The sequence below is a fragment of the Hyphomicrobium sp. genome, assembly GCF_051860585.1.
Lineage (GTDB): Bacteria > Pseudomonadota > Alphaproteobacteria > Rhizobiales > Hyphomicrobiaceae > Hyphomicrobium_C.
The window spans coordinates 45110-62371 of sequence record NZ_JBHYDS010000009.1; the positions used below are offsets into that span (position 1 = coordinate 45110).

Below are 17262 nucleotides of genomic sequence, written 5' to 3' on the forward strand. Positions count from 1 at the left end.
GGATCGCAAGCGCGCAGGAGCCAAATGAAAGGCTCCTGCGCACTCCGGCGGCACAAAAAAATGGAAACGCAGAAAACTGGGGAGCCAACCGCGTCTCCATGCCCGCCTTAGTAGAACTTGAGGTAGCGCTGCACTTCCCACTCGGACACATGGTTCTTGTACGAGTGCCACTCGTCGCGCTTGAACTCGAGCCACGACTTGAACATTGCGTCGCCGAACACTTGCTTGCAGAGCGGGTTCGCTTCGAAAGCGTCGAGCGCTTCTTCAAGGGTTCCGGGAAGCTGAGACACGCCGAGCGCGGCCAGCTCCTCGGGTGTCTTGAGATACATGTTGTCCTTGTGCGGCTCGCCCGGATCGAGGCGGTCGCGCACGCCTTCGAGGCCCGCCGCGATCGTCAATGCGGCGCCGAGATAGGGATTGCACGCGCTGTCGGCGACGCGCAACTCCACACGCCCGCCGCTCTTGGGCACGCGCACCGTGTTGGTTCTGTTGTTGTTGCCGTAGCAGAGGAACACGGGCGCCCAGGTGAAACCGGACATGCTGCCCTTGAGCACGAGCCGCTTGTAGCTGTTCACCGTCGGCGCAACCACCGCGCTGATGGCGGGAAGGTGCTTCAGGATGCCGGCGATGAAGTGGTAGCCCAACTCGCCGAGCTTGCAGCCGCGCGGATCGTCCTTGGACACGAACAGGTTCTTGCCCGATGCCTTGTCCGTCAGAGACATGTTGAAATGAGCGCCGCTGCCGGCGCGATCCGCATAGGGCTTCGGCATGAACGTCGCGAAACCGCCGTGCTTCCTGGCGATCTCATGCGCCATGAAGCGGAAGAAGGCGAACCGGTCCGCCATCGTCAGTGCGTCGGCATGGCGGAAATCGATCTCGAACTGGCCGATGCCGTCTTCGTGGTCCAGCGAATAGACATCCCACCCCATGTCGTTCATGGCGTTGACGAGTTCGAACAGCCAGCCCCGGTTGTCCAGGAAGCGGGACACGTCGTACGCCGGCTTGGCGAGGTGATGCCGGTCCGAAAGCGGCTTGAAACCGACCTTCTCGTCGTCCTTGAGAACGAAGAACTCTGCTTCGATGCCGAGGTTGACGCCGTATCCCATCTCGTCGGCGATCGCCAACTGCCGCTGCAGAATATTGCGGCTGCAGGGCTCGAACGGCTTGCCGCCGCACCAGAGATCGCTCGCGAACCAGGCCACATCGTTGGCCCAGGGCAGCACGGTTGCGCTCCGGATGTCGGGATGCGACGACACTTCCTCGTCGCTGACGTCCTGCGGTACGCCGTCCAATGCGGCGCCCGTGCACAGCTCCGATCCGTCGATCATGTCCTGCAGGTGAGCGAGCGGCACGACCTTGGTTTTCAGCACGCCGTGCATGTCGACGTAGCTCGGCAGCATGAACTTGACGCCGGCTTCTTCCAGTTTCTTTTGCAAGGTTGCGATGGAGCTGTCTGTCACTGTTGTCATAACGTCCTCGTTGAAGTGATTTTGGATGCAGGTCCCCCAGGGGAGAGACGCAGGTGCGCCTCTCCCTCGAAGGAAGTGATGATCGGCTTCAGTATTGTGAGAGCGAGTAGCCGAGTGCGATGACGCCGGCCCCGACGGCGAGCGTCAGATAGGGCAGGATGCCGGCGCGGGTCTTGACCTCGCTTTGATCCACTCCGGCGAAGTCTTCGAACGTCTGCGCCGGGAATTTCCCGCCGTCGGTTATGTAGTGCCGGTAAGCAAACACCGGGATGATCATCACGGCGACCGCGAAGCCGGCTGCGAGCGTTCCCGGACCCCAGATGTTGGCGCCCATGCCGAGCAGCAGCAGGTTCACGAAACCGAGTACCGCACCGGTTGCGAGAATGATGGTCGGAGCCCGGTAGGGACGTGGCATCTCGGGACGATCGATACGATGCAGCCAGCCGGATTGCAGGTTCAGGAAGTTGAAGATCATGTAGTTCACGTTGGCGATCGCCAGCAGGAACACATAGTCCGACATCATGAGCAGCAGCATGTTGAAGCCGAGGTCGGTCCACATGGCCGCCACGGGTGCGCCATGGCTGTTGACGCGTCCGAGGTAGCGCGGAAGCCAGCCGTCGATCGATCCCTGATAAAGTGTCCGGGCCGAGCCTGCCATCGACATGCTGACCGTCAGCAACAGCGCCAGGATAAGCATCACGATAAGGATTTTTGTGATGATCGGGCCCGCGCCGATGATGCCGGCCATGGCATCGGCGACGCCCATGCCGCTGTAGATGCCGGGATCGAGCATTCCCTCGAGACCCAACGCGCCTTGGAAGGCAAACGGCACGAGCGAGAACACGACAAGGCAGAGAATCCCGGCGGCAATCAGCGAACGCGGCGTGTCGCGGCCGGGATTTTTGAACTCACGCGTGTAGCAGACCGCGGTTTCGAAGGCGTAGGTCGACCAGCCGGCAATGAAGAGACCGCCGGCGAATACCGTCCAGCCTGCCATGTTCCAGGCACCCGCGATGGGGTTTCCGGCAGCGTCTCGTGCCAGCGGAACGAACGGCTCGAAGCTCGCCGTCGAGATGCTTCCGGTGAGGATCGGCGTGAGACCGACGATGATCAACGGCGCCAGCGCGGTGATGGCGAGAATTTTCTGGAGGTTCGCAGCCTTGAGGACACCGCGATGTTGGACCGAGAAGACGATGAGAACGAGGATCCAGCCGAGAACGAAGACAGAGTTGATGCGAAGCGTGAGGCCGGATTTCAGGAAGTCCAGCGAGAGCAGGGTGATCTGCCATGTCTGAACTGGGTGGTCCGGCGGAAAGAAGAGATTGAGGATGTAGCCTGCGCCCAGCCCCGTGCCGATGGCGAGCACCGGCGTCCATGAGAACCAATTCGACCACACGGAGATGGGGCCGAGCATCTTGCCGTATCGCACCCAGGCAAGCGCGCCGTAGACGGACGCACCACCCGATTTGTGCGGGTACATCGAAGAGATCTCGGCATAGGTGAAGGCTTGCAGGAAGCCGAAGATGATCGAGATCGTCCAGACAAGCGGAGAAATATTGCCGACCGTGGCCGCGATCGCGCCGACGGAAAACAGCACCAGGGCCGGCGTACCGGCAGCAAACCAAAACGCGTGTGTCCAATCTAGCGTGCGAACCAACGAGTGCGATTTCTCGCCCTCGGCAGTGTATGCGGGTACTTGCGGTAACGTCGTGTCCGTCATCGTTCCTCCCCCGGCGGGCGACTCCTTATGGTGCTCTTCCCGCCATCTCGTTTCATCCCAAAGTGCGACAAACTTGCCAGCTATTGATTGAACAGTCAATCAAGTTTGGAATCCCGTCCGATGGCGCGCGCGAGCGCGGTGGTCTCTGACGCACGTGAGAGCGAGGAGGGGAACGAAAACGGGTCGCGCGAAACAGCCGTTCCGGTCCGGCTATCGGACATGAGAGCGGCGCGGCTGGCCTACCCGGGACGCGCCTCGAATTGCCACTACGCCTTCTTCGGATCGTAGCCGACGTACGCCCAGAACGCGGTACGAAACGCGGCGATTGCCGCCGGAACGTTGAGCTGCGGCTGAATGATGGAACGGACCATCACCCCGTCCAGATGCATGGAGGCGAAGAGTGCAGCCGTTTGCGGCACCACGCCGTTGAACAACCCCGCGCGCTGTCCGCGCCGGATGGCCTTCGAGAGAACCTCGATCTCGACGTCGTAAAATTTGCTGACCACATCGTCCAGCACGCGCGTCTGCGAATTGGAGCTCGAATAGTCGATCAGGATCTTGACGAGCCGACGAATGTCCGCCGTCAATTCCACGTGCATCTGGAACCAGTCGTTGATCAGATCGACGGGCTCGGAATGCTTGCTGGCGATCTCGGCGTAGTTGCGCATGGCGGCGCCAACGGCTTCTTCGAGAGAGGCGCGGAACAGCGCCTCCTTGTCGGCGAAATAGTAGTAAAGGAGCGACGTATTCACATTGGCAAGTTGCGCGATGTCCTTGATGGTGATCGCCGAATAGTCGCGCTCGGAAAACAGCTTCAAGGCCGCTGCCAGGATTTCCTGCCGTCTCGCTGGGCTGTCTTTATGGCCGGAGGTTTTCGTTTTGCCTCCTCTCGGCGCCGTCTTGGTCGTCATTCCTGTCCCCGGTCCCGAAAATCATCGACGTGGCACTGATCGTGCCCGTCCTTTGACTCGGTTTGTGCCGCAACTGCCGGCAAAAGGAAAGCGGGCGCCGGTCGCGCCGCCGGTGATCGCGGGCCCGACAGGCCGCGACGGTTTCCGATGCCCGCGGGCCGCGTTCACCCGGGTCGGGAGAAAAGAGCCGCAAGAGAACCGGCGACCGGTTGAATATGTGACCGGTCGGCCGCGCACCTGATGCGGCCGCCGCTCTAGCGGGCCACTACGCCTGACCGGCCGGCGGCGCTCGCGCGACGCTCCGCGCAACACAAAATTAACCAGCCTGACCAGAAGATGAAGACGACGCCGCTGCCGAGGACCGCCTCTTCAATGACGCTCAGACGCCGCGATGTAACACCAGTCAAAAAAACACCGGTGAGTAGCAAGAGAAGCGTGACCCTGGTTTCCAAGTCGATCGACAGTCTCGAGTGGTCCGAGGCCGTGTCTCTGGCCGATCTCCATCCGACGCAAGTGGCCGTCGGCATGCGCGCCGTCGAAGCCAAACGCCGGAAGATCGAGCGGCGCGCAGACACCAGGAGAAAGCTGCGGCGATATTTGGAACAGCGCCCCGTTCCGGCCGTGCTCGGGCCCGGCGAAGAATTTTACATCATCGACCATCATCACCTGAGCCTCGCGCTCTGGCAGAGCGAAGTCGACGAGGTGTTCGTCCGCGTCATCGGCGATTTGTCGGACATCCCGAAGCGTCGATTCATGCGATCCATGGAAATGCTCGGCTGGTTGCATCCCTATGACGAAGCCGGCCGCAGGATCTGCCCAACGCGGCTTCCCACGACAATCGACAAGCTTCGTTCGGACTGCTACCGCGATCTCGCCTGGCAGGTGCGCGAAGCCGGCGGCTTCCAGAAAACGCAGATCCCTTTTTGCGAATTCGCGTGGGCCAACTTTTTCCGCAGCAACATTCCATTGGCCATGGTGCGCCGGGATTTCGATTTTGCTTACGAACGGGCGATGCGCCTCGCGCGCACGCCTGACGCGAAAGGCCTTCCTGGCCACATCGGCGCGGCATTCTGACAGGACCGGCGTGGCAGGCGTCGCGGACTGGCGCACAAAAAAAAGCCCCTACCGGTAGGGCAGGGGCTAAGTCTTGCGGAAACGAGAGCCGCCTAGACAGTGGGGCTCGAGGCGGCTCACCTGTTCAACTGCCAGATCGATGTAACAGTTCGTCCGGCGACGCGCCGTCCAATTGCCGCAGGCAGCCGGCGGTCGTTCATTACAGAATTGCGACAATCTTGCGCGCTCATGTCTTGCGCGCTCACGTTGAACGACCGCCTTATGTACGGCGCTCTGCCGGGCCGATGCGCCTCGTGCAACCGCGCCCGGAGAATGGGGCGAGGCAATTCGCTACAGCTCGCATTTCTGCAGTGTGCTCACCATAAGCTCGGTGGTAACGTTCGGCATCTCGCGTGTTGGGTGGTGTCATGGCGTCTGAAAGCAAACTCGACGAAGCACGAGCATCTGCTCAAGGGATTCTTGAGCTTGACGACAAGGATGTCGCGAACCTCTTTTTCCAGCAGACGATGCACCGCAATCTTTCGCGCACCGTGAGACGGCTGGACCGGCTCATCGAGAGTGGCGGAACCGATCGGGCACTGGGAGAGCGGGCATTGCGACGACTAGGGTTTGAACCCGACGCCTAGCGACCCAGGCAATCCAGAAACGTTCTGCGATGGACACGCGGTCGGAACGAACTTAGGCCTCGTCCGCCTAGCGCAGCTTGAAGCGAACAGTCGTGCTGCGGCTACCGCCTGCGGGTGAAGGCTTGAAACGCCATTGCCGCACGGCCGCCACTGTAGCCGCGTTGAAAATTCCCGGCGGACTGGCTGAGACGACGCTCGCGCTCGTCACCGAACCCGATGGGGATACCGAGTAGCGAACCACGACGTAGCCCTCGGTTTTGCTCGCGCGGGCGCCCGCCGGATATGCGGGCTTGGCACGATAGACCGGATTGGGGTCAAACCTCCCCTTGGCCGACGCTGCGGCTTGGCGCTGCTGTTTGCTGTCCGACTTTTGCGCTGCCTTCGGCTCCTTCGCCTTCTCGGCCTTTTCCTTGGGCTTCTTGTCGGGCTCCGTTTTCTTCGGCTCGGGCCGCTCTACCGGTTTTTCCTCGGGAGGCGTCTCGGCCTTGACCTCCTTAGGCAGCGCGACCTCCGGCTCGGGCGCGAGCGGCGCTTCCGCGACCGGCGGTGCCTCCTCCGGCTTCACCTCTGGAACAGGCTCCTGCGGAGCCGGCGCTTCGGCAACCTTTTCCGGCGGCGTATCCTCGACCGGCTCCGGTTCGCTGGCGGCTTGCTCCGGCGGTGTCGGCTCGGGGCTTTCGGTCGGAGAGGGTGGCGGCGCCGATTTCTCGAACAGCGGCTCGTCCGCGACATCCTGCTGGTCGGACGGAGCCCCAGCCATCGACTCGAGTTCCATCATGATGGCACCCGGCGGCTCGTCCCGTGGCAGATCGCTGGGCCAGAGCATGAAGGCGAGCACGCCGGCCGTCACATGCAGTGCGGCCATCATCCCAGCCGACCCGCTCCAGCGCGTGAGTTTCCGGGCGGGTGTTTCGAGATAGGCGCGCGCGAGCGTCATCGGGCCGCTTCGCCCCCGACAGGAGGCGTTGCCGGCGGCGTCTGTTCCAAGCCGACCAGCGCCACTTTGAGATAGCCTGCGGCCCGCAGGAGGTTCATCACGCGCATCAGCTCGCCGTATGGCACCGTCTTGTCCGCGCGCAGGAAGATGCGCTGGTTGCGATCGCCCTTCGTCGCGCCGTCGAGCATCGGCGCCAGGGCAGCGCTTGGAACATCGTCATTGCCGAGCGCGAGGCTCAGGTCCTGTTTGACCGTGAGATAGAGCGGCTTGTCGGGGCGGGGTTGCGGCTTGGCCTGCGCCACCGGAAGGTCGACCGCCACGTCCACCGTCGACAGCGGCGCCGCCACCATGAAGATGATCAGAAGCACGAGCATCACGTCGATGAACGGCGTGACGTTGATTTCGTGGTTCTCGGCGAGATCGTCGCCACCGTTGTCGAGACCGCCCGCCATGACTTGCGCTACTCCGCTGCCTGGGCCGCAGGGGCCTTGGTGCCGCGATCGAGATCGCGCGAGACGAGCCGCAGAACCTCGGCCGACACCTCCACGATCCCGGCCCGGTAGGCGGAGATCTGCCGCGCGAACTGATTGTAGATGATGACCGCCGGTATGGCCGCGACGAGGCCGATGGCGGTGGCGAGCAGCGCTTCGGCGATGCCCGGTGCGACAATGGCGAGATTTGTCGTCTGCGCTTCCGAGATGCCGATGAAGCTGTTCATGATGCCCCAGACGGTGCCGAAGAGGCCCACGAAAGGAGCCGTCGAGCCGATGGTAGCGAGCACGCCGGTCCCGGCGTTCATGTCGCGTCCGGCCGCCGCCGTGAGCCCGTCGAGCCGCGAGGCGACGCGCTCCTTGATGCCGGCCTTGTCGGCGACATCGGAGGAGAGGCGCAGTTCGAGCGCCGCCATGTCGATCAGCCCGGCGACGACGCCGCTCCTCCCGTGGAGCGCTAAAGTGGCTTCGGCGAGCGACGCTGCAGCGGCGATGGATTGTGATGCCCGCCGCAAGGCCCGCTTGGCGAAGGCAAGCTCGAGCGACTTGGCGAGCCAGATCGTCCACGTCACGACGGAGGCAAACGCCAGGCCGATCATCACCGCCTTCACGACGATGTCCGCCGACATGAACATGTTCCACGGCGAAAGATCGCGTGGAAGATGCGCGGCGGCAGGTCCGGCGACGGGCGGGCCAGCCTCTTCTGCGTGGCCGTCCTGTTGCAGCGGAGCCGGATCTTGCGGCGTAGCGGCATCGGGCGGAGCGGGGGAGGGCGCCGCTGCTGTCGGGGCGGCTGGCGCCTCAGGCGCAGCCGGAATAGACGCAGGCGCATCGATCGTCTCGGCCGCCGGTGCCGCGGGCGTGTCCTGAGCGGAGGACGATGCGGCAACGAAGAGCGAGATCGCGGCCACAGCCAAGATGGCGAACGGCAGTCTGTGCACCGGTGATGTCCCTTGATCGGTCATGTCGTGCAAAATCTCTCTTGAGAAAAGGTCTGACCACCGGCCAGGGCCGGTGGTCAGTTCGTCGTTGCCACGAGATCGGGCCTTGGGCGCCGGCCTCGCCTTAGAAGGCCTGGCGAACCGTCATCATGAACAGACGTCCGCTCTTCTCACGCTCGATCTCGCGCTCTTCCTGGTCGCCGTTGAGATCGCCGTCGTAGATCGCCTTGTCCTCCAGCTTCTCGGAGTCGAGCAGGTTTGTGCCGGTAAAGCGCAGCACCGTCGATTTGGAGAGACGCGTCTCCCAGAAGGCCTCCAGGTTGCCCTGGTAGCTCAGCTTGGTCTTCTCGTCGTACTCGAAGGAGAGAGACGACCCGCGCTTCTGGTAGCTGGCGCCGAACGACGAGTCCCAGATCGGGATGTTGTGGATGAAGCCGATGTTGTAGATGTAGCTCGGCTGGTCGTTGAAGCTGCGTTCCCGCTGCGTCACCGGATCGATGACTTCGGACCGCAGCCAGGTGTAGTTGGCGAAGATGCTGGTGTCGGGCAAGCCAACCGCCGTCAGAGGCATGTCGACGTCGACCTCGATGCCGTAGGCACGGGCGTCGCCGATGTTCCGATATGTCAGGACATCGCAATCCTCCTGCCCATCGTCGCACGTGAGCGGCAGCGTTTCGCCGGTGCCGACGATGTCGATCTTGTCCTTGATCTGGCGGTTGAAGAAGTTGAAGCCGAGGATTCCGCGATCGCCGATTTTCTGGTCGAAGCCGGCGTCGATGCCCCAAGCCGTTTCCTGGTCGAGGTTCGGGTTGCCGAGCGTCGCCTTCTCGTCGACCGGTTCGTCGATCTGGTAAGCGGCGGTCAGCATATCGAAGCTCGGCCGGCGCACGGTGCGTGCAACCGAGAAGCGCAGCATGGTGGCGTCCGTCAGCGCGTATCGCAGATGCGCCGAAGGATTGAGCTCGTCAGCCGTGGTTTCGCCGTCGTAGGCCGTTCCGCCCGCAAGACCGGAGATCTCGCGCCGCGTATGCTCGAAGCGCAGGCCCGTCTCGACGGTGAGCTGCGATGTCAGGTTCCAGGTGGCCTTGATAAAAGGATCAAGGCGCTGCTCGTCGATGCCGAACACACCGCCGATACCGGTGTCGATAAGATCGTCATCGAGAATGGTCTGGTCGTAGTCGCGCGTCTTGATGCGGCCGTCGATGCCGACCTTGACCGACAGCAGCGCGTTCAAGTTCGCCGTGTAGGCCATGGTCGCGAACCAGTCTTCGTCGGTGGCGGCGACCCGCTCGACTTCGTCGAGCTCGACATCGGCGAGGGTCTCGCCTTTGTTGTCCACCGCATTGAGATCGTCGACGAACCTGTTGTATCCGATGATGAACAGAGCTTCGTCCTTGCCGACGGGGAGCTTGTACTCGCCCGCGATGCTCATGTTCTGCTGCTCGATCTCCTCACGCTGGGTGTCGAAATAGGGTTCGGCATCCTCGAAGTCGAAGCCGGGCGTGAATTCGGTCTCGAGCCGGTCGGTAAACACGTAGAAGCCGTAGAGGCGCGCCGTGCCTTCGCCGATCTTGGACGCAACTTCGCCGTTGAAGGCGTAGTCCGTGCCGTCGCGCGTGTCCTCCTGGATGGACGAGTCCAGGATATCGCCGGTCGTGAAATCGTAGACGTCGCTGGTTTTGCGCTTCGGGTTGCGGCGCTGCTGAACGTCTACCGAGAAGAGGTAGGACGTGTCGCCGACGGTGGTGCCGTAGCCGACGGAGCCGGCGCCGCGTAGTTCGTCGTCCTCGACGCCGAAGCCGCTGCCGCGCACCCAGCCGCCCTGGATCTGGCCCGCGCGCTTCAAGTTGGCGTTGATCGTGCCGCCGATTCCTTCCGACGACATATCGGCCGATGGGCTGCGGATCATTTCAATGCTGTCGATCAGCTCGGCCGGAATGCGGTCGACGAAGAACACGCGATCGTTGCCGGCGCCCGTCATGTTCTGGCCGTTGACCTGCACCTGGGCGTAGACCGACGGCAGGCCGCGAAGCTGGACCTGATCGTATTCGAGCACGTCGCTCGAGAAGCTGACGCCAGGCACGCGCTTCAGCGCGTCACCGGCGGAGATGGGCTCGAAACGCTGGAAGTATTCGAGATCGTAGGAGAGCGTGGGCGCGACGGTGTCGGTCCGGTTGCGGGTGACGACCGTTCCATAAACGATGAGTTCGTCGGACGACTGCACGCCCGCTGCATCCTGTGCGTAAGCCGAGCAGCTGGCAGCCACCGAGCAAAACGCCGTCGTCAGCAGCAAGGCGCCCTTGCTGCACGCAATACTAGTCCGCATCGTGATATAACTCCCCCTCGAGACGGAAACGTCCGCCTCGCATTCCCCAACTGTGTCGAACCCCACCTCCGGAGCGCGAAGCGGATCGATCAATCGATCGGCGCTGCATGCTCGTTCGGATATCGATCTCGCTTAGCCGCGATACGTGACAACGAATTAACAGTGGCGTGACACCGGATGGATGCGAACGGACTGTTGCGTCGCGGGCTCCCTAGGTAGCCGTGAGCGTCCGGAGCAATCGATCAGCGCCGCCGATGTCATCGTGCTGTTAAGCGGCGAAACGAGTTTCGGGGCGCTTCGCAGTTATCGGCATTGCGCCGGAGAACTGCCCATCATGGCGCGCGTCGATCGGAGCGGCGGCCGCCGACAGCTCATTCGATCCAAGGACCTATCCAACATGATCCGTGTTTTCTGCATCTTCCTCGCGTGTGCCGCCGTCGCCGTTCAACACCAAGCGGCGCTTGCGCAGGATGTTCCCCTGTTTGACGTGCCGGCTTCGGTCGAAACCGTAGCGGTGCAGGATAAAGGCGACGCGGCCGACGATGCGGAGATCTGGCGCAATGCGGCCGATCCGGCCCGCAGCCTGATTTTCGCGACCGACAAGAAGCAGGGACTGTTCGTGCTGGATCTCGAAGGGCAGATGAAGGAGTTCTTCCCGGTCGGCCGCATGAACAACGTCGATCTGCGCGAGGGATGGACGGCGGCCGGCAAGACGCGCGTGCTGGTCGCCGCGAGCGACCGGACGCAGCTCGGCATCACGTTCTTCATGCTCGATCCCGAAACGTTGGCCGTCTCCCACCTCAAGCAATCGTTCGTGCCGGCGGACGTGGGCGATCCTTATGGCATGTGCCTCTATCGGAGCCGGACGACGTCGAAGCTCTATGCCTTCGTAACCGGCAAGACCGGAGATGTCCGGCAATTCGAGCTCAAGCCGCGCGAGACGGGGGAGGTCGAAGCGGCGCTCGTGCGTAGCTTTGCCGTGGGTTCGATCGCCGAGGGCTGCGTCGCCGACGACAGATCTGGCAGGCTCTACATCGCCGAGGAGATGAAGGGCATCTGGCGCTACGGCGCGGAGCCCGAGACCGGAGACGCGCGCACGATGATCGCACCCGTCGACGGCACGCAGCTCGTCGCGGACATCGAGGGGCTGACACTTGCTCCTTCGGATGAGGCCGGCGGCTATCTCATCGCGTCCATCCAGGGCAACAACACCTTTGCACTGTTCTCGCTTCCGGATGAGAAGCTCGTCGCGCGTTTCAGCATCGCGGAGAACGCAGCCCTCGGCATCGATGCCGTCACCGGAACGGACGGCGTGGCCGTTGCGATCGGCGATTTCGGGCCGGCGTTCCCAAAAGGCATCCTGGTCGCTCAGGACGATGCGAACGCGGGCGGGACGGCCCAGAACTTCAAGATCGTCTCCTGGGGGGCGGTGCTCGACAAACTTCCGAGCCAATGACGCTGTTCGACGTCCCAACCGCTAAGAGCGAAGTGTGTCTGAAGCGGGCAGCCGGATAGACCTTGTCCGTCGTGTCCGAAAGTCACTCTCGTCGGAATGAGCAGCGGCTTGAGCGCTGCCGAGCGAGAAAGACGCGCGTGAAACGACACTCACCGAGGCGTGCTGCCCCGGGTGCTGTCCCGGCAGTATCGCGTGAGCCGAACGGAGAGCTCAAGTGATTGAATGTGTTGGTGGGCCCGCCAGGACTCGAACCTGGAACCAGGCGGTTATGAGCCGCCAGCTCTAACCGTTGAGCTACGGGCCCCCAGGGGAGGCGAGGCGACCTCTATAAACAGGTTCGACGGCTGGTGCCAGAGCATCCGGCAACGTGTGCCGGAGCATCGGCAAGGCGAAGAACAAGCACAAGGGCAAGCGCGGCGACGGCGGCACGGGCGGCGGCGGTTCCGGCAAGACGCCCATCGCTGGCGCTGTCAGCCGCAAGGGCAACGTCGTGGCGCGCGTCATCGAGCGCGTAAACGAGCGCAGCTTGAACCGCTTCATTGAGGACCGCGTATCGGAGAAGGTCAGCCTTCTCGTGACGGACCAGTACGTCGGCTACACCAGCGTCGGTAAGAAGTTCCCGCACGGCGTCATCAACCAAGCCAAGGGCCAGTACGTTGTCGGCGCAATCCACACCAACACAATTGAAGGCTTCTGGTCGATCTTCAAGCGCGGCGTGGTCGGCACCTACCACAAGGTCAGCAAGAAATACCTGCCGCTCTATATCGCCGAGTTCGAGTTCCGGTATAACAACCGTCAGAATCCCGACATTTTTGGGCAAGCCGTAGCGCGTTGCTGAGGCGCAAGAAGAGCCGCAAAAAGCGGAAGCGCTCTCAGTAAAGGGGTGAGGAAATGATCTGGGCGTTAGGTCGCAAGTACGCTGGTGCTCTCGTGCTCTCGTTCGCTTACTTAGGGTTATGCCTGCTGCTCGTATGGGCAGTTCCCTCACCATCGCCAACTCCAGGTGTCCGAGATCTGGGTAGCCCACAGCAGTCCCACACTTCCAATCAAACCAAGCAGGCCCACACAAACGACGCTGCACAAAAGGAAACGATACCGAGAGCCGCTAGCCAAAGCGGCAACGGCAGCAACGCCGCACAAAAACCCGGTCAAACCAACGGAGATGACAACGAGGAAACGGCGTTCAAGCGCCGCTCTGAATTGATGACGGCCATCGTCGCCCTCGCTACCGTCATACAAGCCCTGGGGTTGATGGTAACCATCGGCGTCATGATCTTTGTCTCTACCCGACAGTTGCGCGCCTACATTGGAGTGATCGATGGGAAGATCACTCTTCAAAACCTTGTGGAGGGAGGCCGAGGCTTCCATGTCCTCGTCGTTTTTAAGAACGCTGGCGTGACGCCAGCGCGCAATTTCTCCACGTGGTTTCCGATGCCAGTCATCCGAGACGTGTCTGAAACGCCGTTTGGCGAAACCGTTCCAATTAATGAGCGTGGCGGAACATCTGTTGTACTGCCAAACGCAACGCCGGGGATGGAGTACACGATTGCGGCCACAGAAGCCGAGATCGCCGACATCCGAAACGGTACTAAGCACATTTTTGTCTGGGGCGGCGCAGATTTCAAAGATGTCTTTGGACGTCCGCATGCGGTTGTTTTCAGAAAGGTGAATACTTCCGCAAATTTTATGCAGGAAGCTGGACATACTCTGACACTCAGAGCCCATAAGGCCGGTGACGACGAAAGTTGATATTATCAGGCCGCCCTGTCTCCACCATTTGGAGCACCGGTTGCTGCGTCTGTCACGTAGTGCATAATCGTCCAAATGAGGACGTCCAGCGTCCAGCCGAAGTCCGTCGGCGCACGAGGCGTGACTGCCGCCCCGCACAGCCTTCTTTCCACCGCGAACATATCCTAATCCGGCCCCTCCAAACTGGAGGACAGAATGCGACCGTTGATTGCCACGAGGCCCGCCGCCGTTTTCGCCGCAGCCGCCTTGCTTTTCACTCTGACGTCTCCCCTTCGCGCCGAGGACAAGTCCATGGACCGCCTGATCACCGTCTCCGCGACGGGCTACGCCTACGCCGAGCCGGATCGCGCGCGCGTCTCGTCGGGCGTCGCCTCCGAAGCGGAAACGGCGCGGGCAGCGCTGACGGCCAACACCGAAAAGATGAAGCAGGTCGTCGCTGCGCTCAAGGAAGCCGGCATCGATGCCAAGGACATCCAGACGAGCAACTTCAGCGTCGAGCCGCGCTACACCAACACGCGGGACGGTACGGCCTCCAAGATCGACGGCTATCGTGTCTCGAACCAGGTGACGGTCCTCGCGCGCGACGTGTCGGCGATCGGAACGTTGCTCGACAAGCTGGCCTCCGTTGGCGCGAACCAGATTTACGGCCTGACGTTCGAAGTCAGTAAGGCCGAGACGCTGAAGGACGACGCACGCAAGGAGGCCGTAGCCAATGCGCGCCGCCGCGCCGAGCTGCTCGCCGCCGCCGCGGGCGCCCAAGTCGGCGAGGTGGTCACCATCGCCGAGGACGTGCAATTCTCAGGACCGCGCCCGATGGCGATGTCACGCGCGACCGGGAACGCGGATTCGGTGCCTGTTGAAGCCGGCACGGAGACGCTGGAAGCCCGCGTCACCGTCACCTGGAAACTGAAGTAGGAACGGCCAGCTTCCGCGGCATTGGCCGCGGAAGCACCACCTGAGCCGGGCTCAGGCCGGGCTCAGAAGAGCGTCACCAACTCGACGGTCTTCTTGAGCGGCTCGGCGCCGGGCTGGGACGGCCAATCGCCGAAATTCCGCATCTCGCCGCTGGTGCGAAGCTGGCGCAACGCAGCGAGATTGACCGCCGCGAACACCCATTCGGCCTCGTTCAACGTCCCTTCGGCGAGCACGCCCGTGTCGCTCACGCCATGCTCGGGCGGCACGTAGATGCCAGCAGCACCTACGTTGAAATCGACCGCCGGAGACCACGGCGCATCGCCGACCGTCGGGCTCTGCACGGTGACGATGGTGTTCTCGAGTGCGCGGGCCTGCGAGCCGGTGCGAACGCGGTGGTAGCCGGAAATTCGCTCCGTGCACGACGGGACGAGAATGACATCGGCTCCCGCCTCCACGGCCGCGCGCGCCAGCAGCGGAAACTCGCTGTCGTAGCAGATCAGCACGGCGATCTTGCCGAGCGCCGTCTCGAACACGCGCAATGGCGCGCCGGCCGTCACGCCCCAGCCGTGCTCGAACGGCGTCATGATCAACTTGTCCTGCACGCCGACCGCGCCCGACGGCGTGACGAGCTGCGCCGAATTGACGAAGCGACCGTCGGCGGTTTTCGCAGGGCCCGAGCCGACGAGAATGTGCACGCCATGCTTCGCCGCCAGCGTTGCGTGAAACGCCACGCGTTCCGAGGCAATATGCGCGACACGCTCAAGCGTCGTCGTCAGGTCGTTGTAGACCTCTGGCCCGAAACAGGCGGCCTGCTCGATTGCGGCGTATTCAGGAAAGACGAGAAGTTCCGCGCCGGTCGCCGCACCCGCGGCCACCCAGGTCGCGATCTTGTCTTCCCATTCCGAAATCGAACCCGGCTGGCCGATCGGATACTGGGCAGACGCGACCTTGAGAATTTGCGGCGCCGTCATCAGAGAGCTTTCATCCAGAATTGCATCGTGTGCGTGGTCTCGTCGTCGTGGTCGACGTCTTTCCAGTCATAGGTTGCCGTCAGCCCCGGCACGGGAGCGTAGCCACGCTTGGTCCAGAAACCATCCAACGGCACGTAGCCGGCCGGCTTCAGCGCATGGTCGTCAGGACGCACGACGCGGCAGAAGGTCGAGTGCGTGAAACCGCCGAGCGCGTGCGCCTGGCCTTCGCGCAGCTCGAAGAACTTGTGGCCGAGCCCGTGTCCGCGATGACTTTTGAGCAGCACGCTCTCGCCGCAATAGAAGATCTTCGAAAGATCGTAGCCCGCGTTGCGGAAGGGTTCGCCGAACTCGTCCGCATGCTCGATCATCGGCGCACCGGTCGACGCGCCGACGACGAGATCGCCGTCGCGCGCGATCACGCAGACGGCGCCCTTCGCGGCGGCGAATTTCGCCAGATACTCTTCCTCATACGCAAGCGTGCCGTCGTAAAGATAAGGCCAGTCGCGGAACACGGTGATCCTGAGCCGTGCAAGGTCCGGCAGCACGGCCTCGATGCGCTGCCCGGTGAGCGCCTGAACCGAGAGGCTCATTCCATCATCCCTTTCTCAGCACATTTGCCCAAAAGGGGCCGGGAGCACTTGGCGAAGCCAAGCTTCGCTTGGACGGCTGCCCATTCGCGAAGCGAATGGAACAGCAGCCGTGAGCGGATTAAGCGACCTGCGCGATCCAGTCCGTGAGATTGTAGTACGTCGTCACGCGCGCGATCTTGCCGTCGCGAATGGCGAAGAACGTGCCGGCCGGCAGGACATACTTCTGGCCGTTGGCGGCGGGCAGGTCGCTGTCGCTGTTGACGTAGGTGCCGTTGACGTTGAACTCGGCGGCGGCGCGCGTGCCGTCCTTCGAGACCAGCACGGTGATCTCGGTCAGGTTTTCCTTGTAGTGGTGCGTCATGCGCGCGTTGAAGGCGCGGAACTTGTCCTTGCCGACGCGGCGCTCGCCCTGGTTCACGTCGTGGATCACGTCGTCGGTGAGATGGGCGATCATGCCCTCGCTGTCGCCGGCGTTGAACGCCTCGTAATAGGTGCGGATCAGCTTGGCGGTTTCGATGCGGGTCTGGCTTTCGGCGTCGCTCATGTTTTTAGCTCCGGTCAGGGGATTGGCCGCCTCATTAGCAAATTGTCGGTGCGGCCTCAAAGGGAACGCGGACCGCCGCCACGCGACAAAGAGCATCGCCAGCCACGGTCCGCGATCCACCCGCGAGGGTGAAAATCGTTAATGCGAAACAAGATGGAGCCTAATCGCGCGAGATGCGAGCGTCCGCTAGCCTCTCAATCGCATGTCAGGCGCTCGCTCTAGCGCTTCTTGGCGGCTTTCTTGGCCGGCACCTTTCTGACGACGCGCTTCACGGTTTTCTTGGCGGCGGCCTTCTTCGCCGGGGCCTTCTTGGCGCCGGATTTTTTCGCCGCGGCAGACTTCGCCGCGAGCGTTTTCGCGGCCGCGCCGCTCTTCTTCTTGCGCACGCCCTTGAAGGGCTTCTTGTCGTCCTTCACGTCGAGAAACTTGCCGCTCTTCTCGTCGCGTTTCGTCCACGTGCCGGTGATCGCGTTCTTGATCTGCGAGCGCGACTTCACCGCTCCGACGCGGCGATTGTCGCCGGCTTCCTTGTTTTTCGCCAT

Annotated in this window: 17 protein-coding genes and 1 tRNA gene; 6 read left to right on the plus strand and 12 right to left on the minus strand. The window is 62.7% G+C overall.

The window, feature by feature from the left end; translation table 11 throughout:
* Positions 1 to 107: 107 nt before the first annotated feature.
* From glnT to ACTIFK_RS14630, 3 genes are all read right to left on the minus strand, one after another.
* Positions 108 to 1469: a type III glutamate--ammonia ligase gene (gene glnT / locus ACTIFK_RS14620; protein ID WP_439543819.1), complete on the minus strand. Its 1362-nt coding sequence runs from the start codon at positions 1467 to 1469 to the stop codon at positions 108 to 110.
* A gap of 88 nt (positions 1470 to 1557) precedes the next feature.
* A complete protein-coding gene (locus tag ACTIFK_RS14625; protein ID WP_439543820.1) occupies positions 1558 to 3189 on the minus strand; it encodes an APC family permease in 1632 nt (543 codons plus the stop codon).
* Positions 3190 to 3455: 266 nt separating this feature from the next.
* Positions 3456 to 4100: a TetR/AcrR family transcriptional regulator gene (locus tag ACTIFK_RS14630; protein ID WP_439543821.1), complete on the minus strand. Its 645-nt coding sequence runs from the start codon at positions 4098 to 4100 to the stop codon at positions 3456 to 3458.
* Positions 4101 to 4535: 435 nt separating this feature from the next.
* On the opposite strand from ACTIFK_RS14630, the gene ACTIFK_RS14635 reads away from it, so the two are divergent.
* Positions 4536 to 5174, plus strand: coding sequence for a ParB-like protein (locus tag ACTIFK_RS14635; RefSeq protein ID WP_439543822.1), 639 nt, complete (start codon positions 4536 to 4538; stop codon positions 5172 to 5174).
* 407 nt (positions 5175 to 5581) lie between these two features.
* The gene (locus ACTIFK_RS14640; RefSeq protein WP_439543823.1) at positions 5582 to 5800 is read left to right on the plus strand and encodes a hypothetical protein; all 219 of its coding nucleotides are present in this window, start codon (positions 5582 to 5584) and stop codon (positions 5798 to 5800) included.
* 67 nt (positions 5801 to 5867) lie between these two features.
* Here ACTIFK_RS14640 and ACTIFK_RS14645 read toward each other — a convergent pair whose 3' ends face one another.
* The 4 genes from ACTIFK_RS14645 to ACTIFK_RS14660 form a co-directional block, all read right to left on the minus strand.
* Positions 5868 to 6737, minus strand: a complete 870-nt coding sequence (locus tag ACTIFK_RS14645) for a TonB family protein (RefSeq protein ID WP_439543824.1) — start codon at positions 6735 to 6737, stop codon at positions 5868 to 5870.
* A complete protein-coding gene (exbD, locus tag ACTIFK_RS14650; protein ID WP_439543825.1) occupies positions 6734 to 7189 on the minus strand; it encodes a TonB system transport protein ExbD in 456 nt (151 codons plus the stop codon). The genes ACTIFK_RS14645 and exbD overlap by 4 nt, the downstream gene beginning before the upstream one ends.
* A gap of 8 nt (positions 7190 to 7197) precedes the next feature.
* Positions 7198 to 8193, minus strand: coding sequence for a tonB-system energizer ExbB (exbB, locus tag ACTIFK_RS14655; protein ID WP_439543826.1), 996 nt, complete (start codon positions 8191 to 8193; stop codon positions 7198 to 7200).
* A 100-nt stretch (positions 8194 to 8293) separates the two neighbouring features.
* Complete coding sequence (locus ACTIFK_RS14660; protein ID WP_439543827.1) at positions 8294 to 10495, minus strand: TonB-dependent receptor plug domain-containing protein; 2202 nt, start codon at positions 10493 to 10495, stop codon at positions 8294 to 8296.
* Positions 10496 to 10892: 397 nt separating this feature from the next.
* On the opposite strand from ACTIFK_RS14660, the gene ACTIFK_RS14665 reads away from it, so the two are divergent.
* Positions 10893 to 11951, plus strand: a complete 1059-nt coding sequence (locus ACTIFK_RS14665; protein ID WP_439543828.1) for a phytase — start codon at positions 10893 to 10895, stop codon at positions 11949 to 11951.
* Between the two features lie 228 nt (positions 11952 to 12179).
* Here the strand turns inward: ACTIFK_RS14665 and ACTIFK_RS14670 are convergent.
* Positions 12180 to 12255, minus strand: a tRNA-Ile gene (locus ACTIFK_RS14670).
* Between the two features lie 63 nt (positions 12256 to 12318).
* Here ACTIFK_RS14670 and ACTIFK_RS14675 point away from each other — a divergent pair.
* The 3 genes from ACTIFK_RS14675 (at position 12319) to ACTIFK_RS14685 (ending at position 14615) form a co-directional block, all read left to right on the plus strand.
* A complete protein-coding gene (locus ACTIFK_RS14675; RefSeq protein ID WP_439543829.1) occupies positions 12319 to 12789 on the plus strand; it encodes an IS1595 family transposase in 471 nt (156 codons plus the stop codon).
* Positions 12790 to 12842: 53 nt separating this feature from the next.
* Complete coding sequence (locus ACTIFK_RS14680; RefSeq protein ID WP_439543830.1) at positions 12843 to 13700, plus strand: hypothetical protein; 858 nt, start codon at positions 12843 to 12845, stop codon at positions 13698 to 13700.
* 195 nt (positions 13701 to 13895) lie between these two features.
* Entirely contained in the window at positions 13896 to 14615 is a 720-nt protein-coding gene (locus ACTIFK_RS14685; protein WP_439543831.1) for an SIMPL domain-containing protein, read from the plus strand.
* A 62-nt stretch (positions 14616 to 14677) separates the two neighbouring features.
* On the opposite strand, the gene ACTIFK_RS14690 is transcribed toward ACTIFK_RS14685, so the two are convergent.
* The 4 genes from ACTIFK_RS14690 to ACTIFK_RS14705 form a co-directional block, all read right to left on the minus strand.
* The gene (locus tag ACTIFK_RS14690; protein WP_439543832.1) at positions 14678 to 15586 is read right to left on the minus strand and encodes a carbon-nitrogen hydrolase family protein; all 909 of its coding nucleotides are present in this window, start codon (positions 15584 to 15586) and stop codon (positions 14678 to 14680) included.
* Complete coding sequence (locus ACTIFK_RS14695; RefSeq protein ID WP_439543833.1) at positions 15586 to 16176, minus strand: GNAT family N-acetyltransferase; 591 nt, start codon at positions 16174 to 16176, stop codon at positions 15586 to 15588. The genes ACTIFK_RS14690 and ACTIFK_RS14695 overlap by 1 nt, the downstream gene beginning before the upstream one ends.
* A 118-nt stretch (positions 16177 to 16294) precedes the next feature.
* Positions 16295 to 16720, minus strand: coding sequence for a ketosteroid isomerase-related protein (locus tag ACTIFK_RS14700; protein WP_439543834.1), 426 nt, complete (start codon positions 16718 to 16720; stop codon positions 16295 to 16297).
* A 218-nt stretch (positions 16721 to 16938) separates the two neighbouring features.
* The gene (locus tag ACTIFK_RS14705; protein WP_439543835.1) at positions 16939 to 17262 is read right to left on the minus strand and encodes a hypothetical protein; all 324 of its coding nucleotides are present in this window, start codon (positions 17260 to 17262) and stop codon (positions 16939 to 16941) included.

What these genes read in the sequence shown, in the direction of transcription:
- ACTIFK_RS14640 (WP_439543823.1), top strand. Translation starts at nt 5,582, where the DNA reads ATGGCGTCTGAAAGCAAACTCGACGAAGCACGAGCATCTGCTCAAGGG.
- ACTIFK_RS14685 (WP_439543831.1), top strand. Translation starts at nt 13,896, where the DNA reads ATGCGACCGTTGATTGCCACGAGGCCCGCCGCCGTTTTCGCCGCAGCC.
- exbB (WP_439543826.1), bottom strand. Translation starts at nt 8,193, where the DNA reads ATGACCGATCAAGGGACATCACCGGTGCACAGACTGCCGTTCGCCATC.
- ACTIFK_RS14645 (WP_439543824.1), bottom strand. Translation starts at nt 6,737, where the DNA reads ATGACGCTCGCGCGCGCCTATCTCGAAACACCCGCCCGGAAACTCACG.
- ACTIFK_RS14680 (WP_439543830.1), top strand. Translation starts at nt 12,843, where the DNA reads ATGATCTGGGCGTTAGGTCGCAAGTACGCTGGTGCTCTCGTGCTCTCG.
- exbD (WP_439543825.1), bottom strand. Translation starts at nt 7,189, where the DNA reads ATGGCGGGCGGTCTCGACAACGGTGGCGACGATCTCGCCGAGAACCAC.
- ACTIFK_RS14690 (WP_439543832.1), bottom strand. Translation starts at nt 15,586, where the DNA reads ATGACGGCGCCGCAAATTCTCAAGGTCGCGTCTGCCCAGTATCCGATC.
- ACTIFK_RS14665 (WP_439543828.1), top strand. Translation starts at nt 10,893, where the DNA reads ATGATCCGTGTTTTCTGCATCTTCCTCGCGTGTGCCGCCGTCGCCGTT.
- ACTIFK_RS14695 (WP_439543833.1), bottom strand. Translation starts at nt 16,176, where the DNA reads ATGAGCCTCTCGGTTCAGGCGCTCACCGGGCAGCGCATCGAGGCCGTG.
- ACTIFK_RS14660 (WP_439543827.1), bottom strand. Translation starts at nt 10,495, where the DNA reads ATGCGGACTAGTATTGCGTGCAGCAAGGGCGCCTTGCTGCTGACGACG.
- ACTIFK_RS14700 (WP_439543834.1), bottom strand. Translation starts at nt 16,720, where the DNA reads ATGAGCGACGCCGAAAGCCAGACCCGCATCGAAACCGCCAAGCTGATC.
- ACTIFK_RS14625 (WP_439543820.1), bottom strand. Translation starts at nt 3,189, where the DNA reads ATGACGGACACGACGTTACCGCAAGTACCCGCATACACTGCCGAGGGC.
- ACTIFK_RS14630 (WP_439543821.1), bottom strand. Translation starts at nt 4,100, where the DNA reads ATGACGACCAAGACGGCGCCGAGAGGAGGCAAAACGAAAACCTCCGGC.
- ACTIFK_RS14705 (WP_439543835.1), bottom strand. Translation starts at nt 17,262, where the DNA reads ATGGCGAAAAACAAGGAAGCCGGCGACAATCGCCGCGTCGGAGCGGTG.
- glnT (WP_439543819.1), bottom strand. Translation starts at nt 1,469, where the DNA reads ATGACAACAGTGACAGACAGCTCCATCGCAACCTTGCAAAAGAAACTG.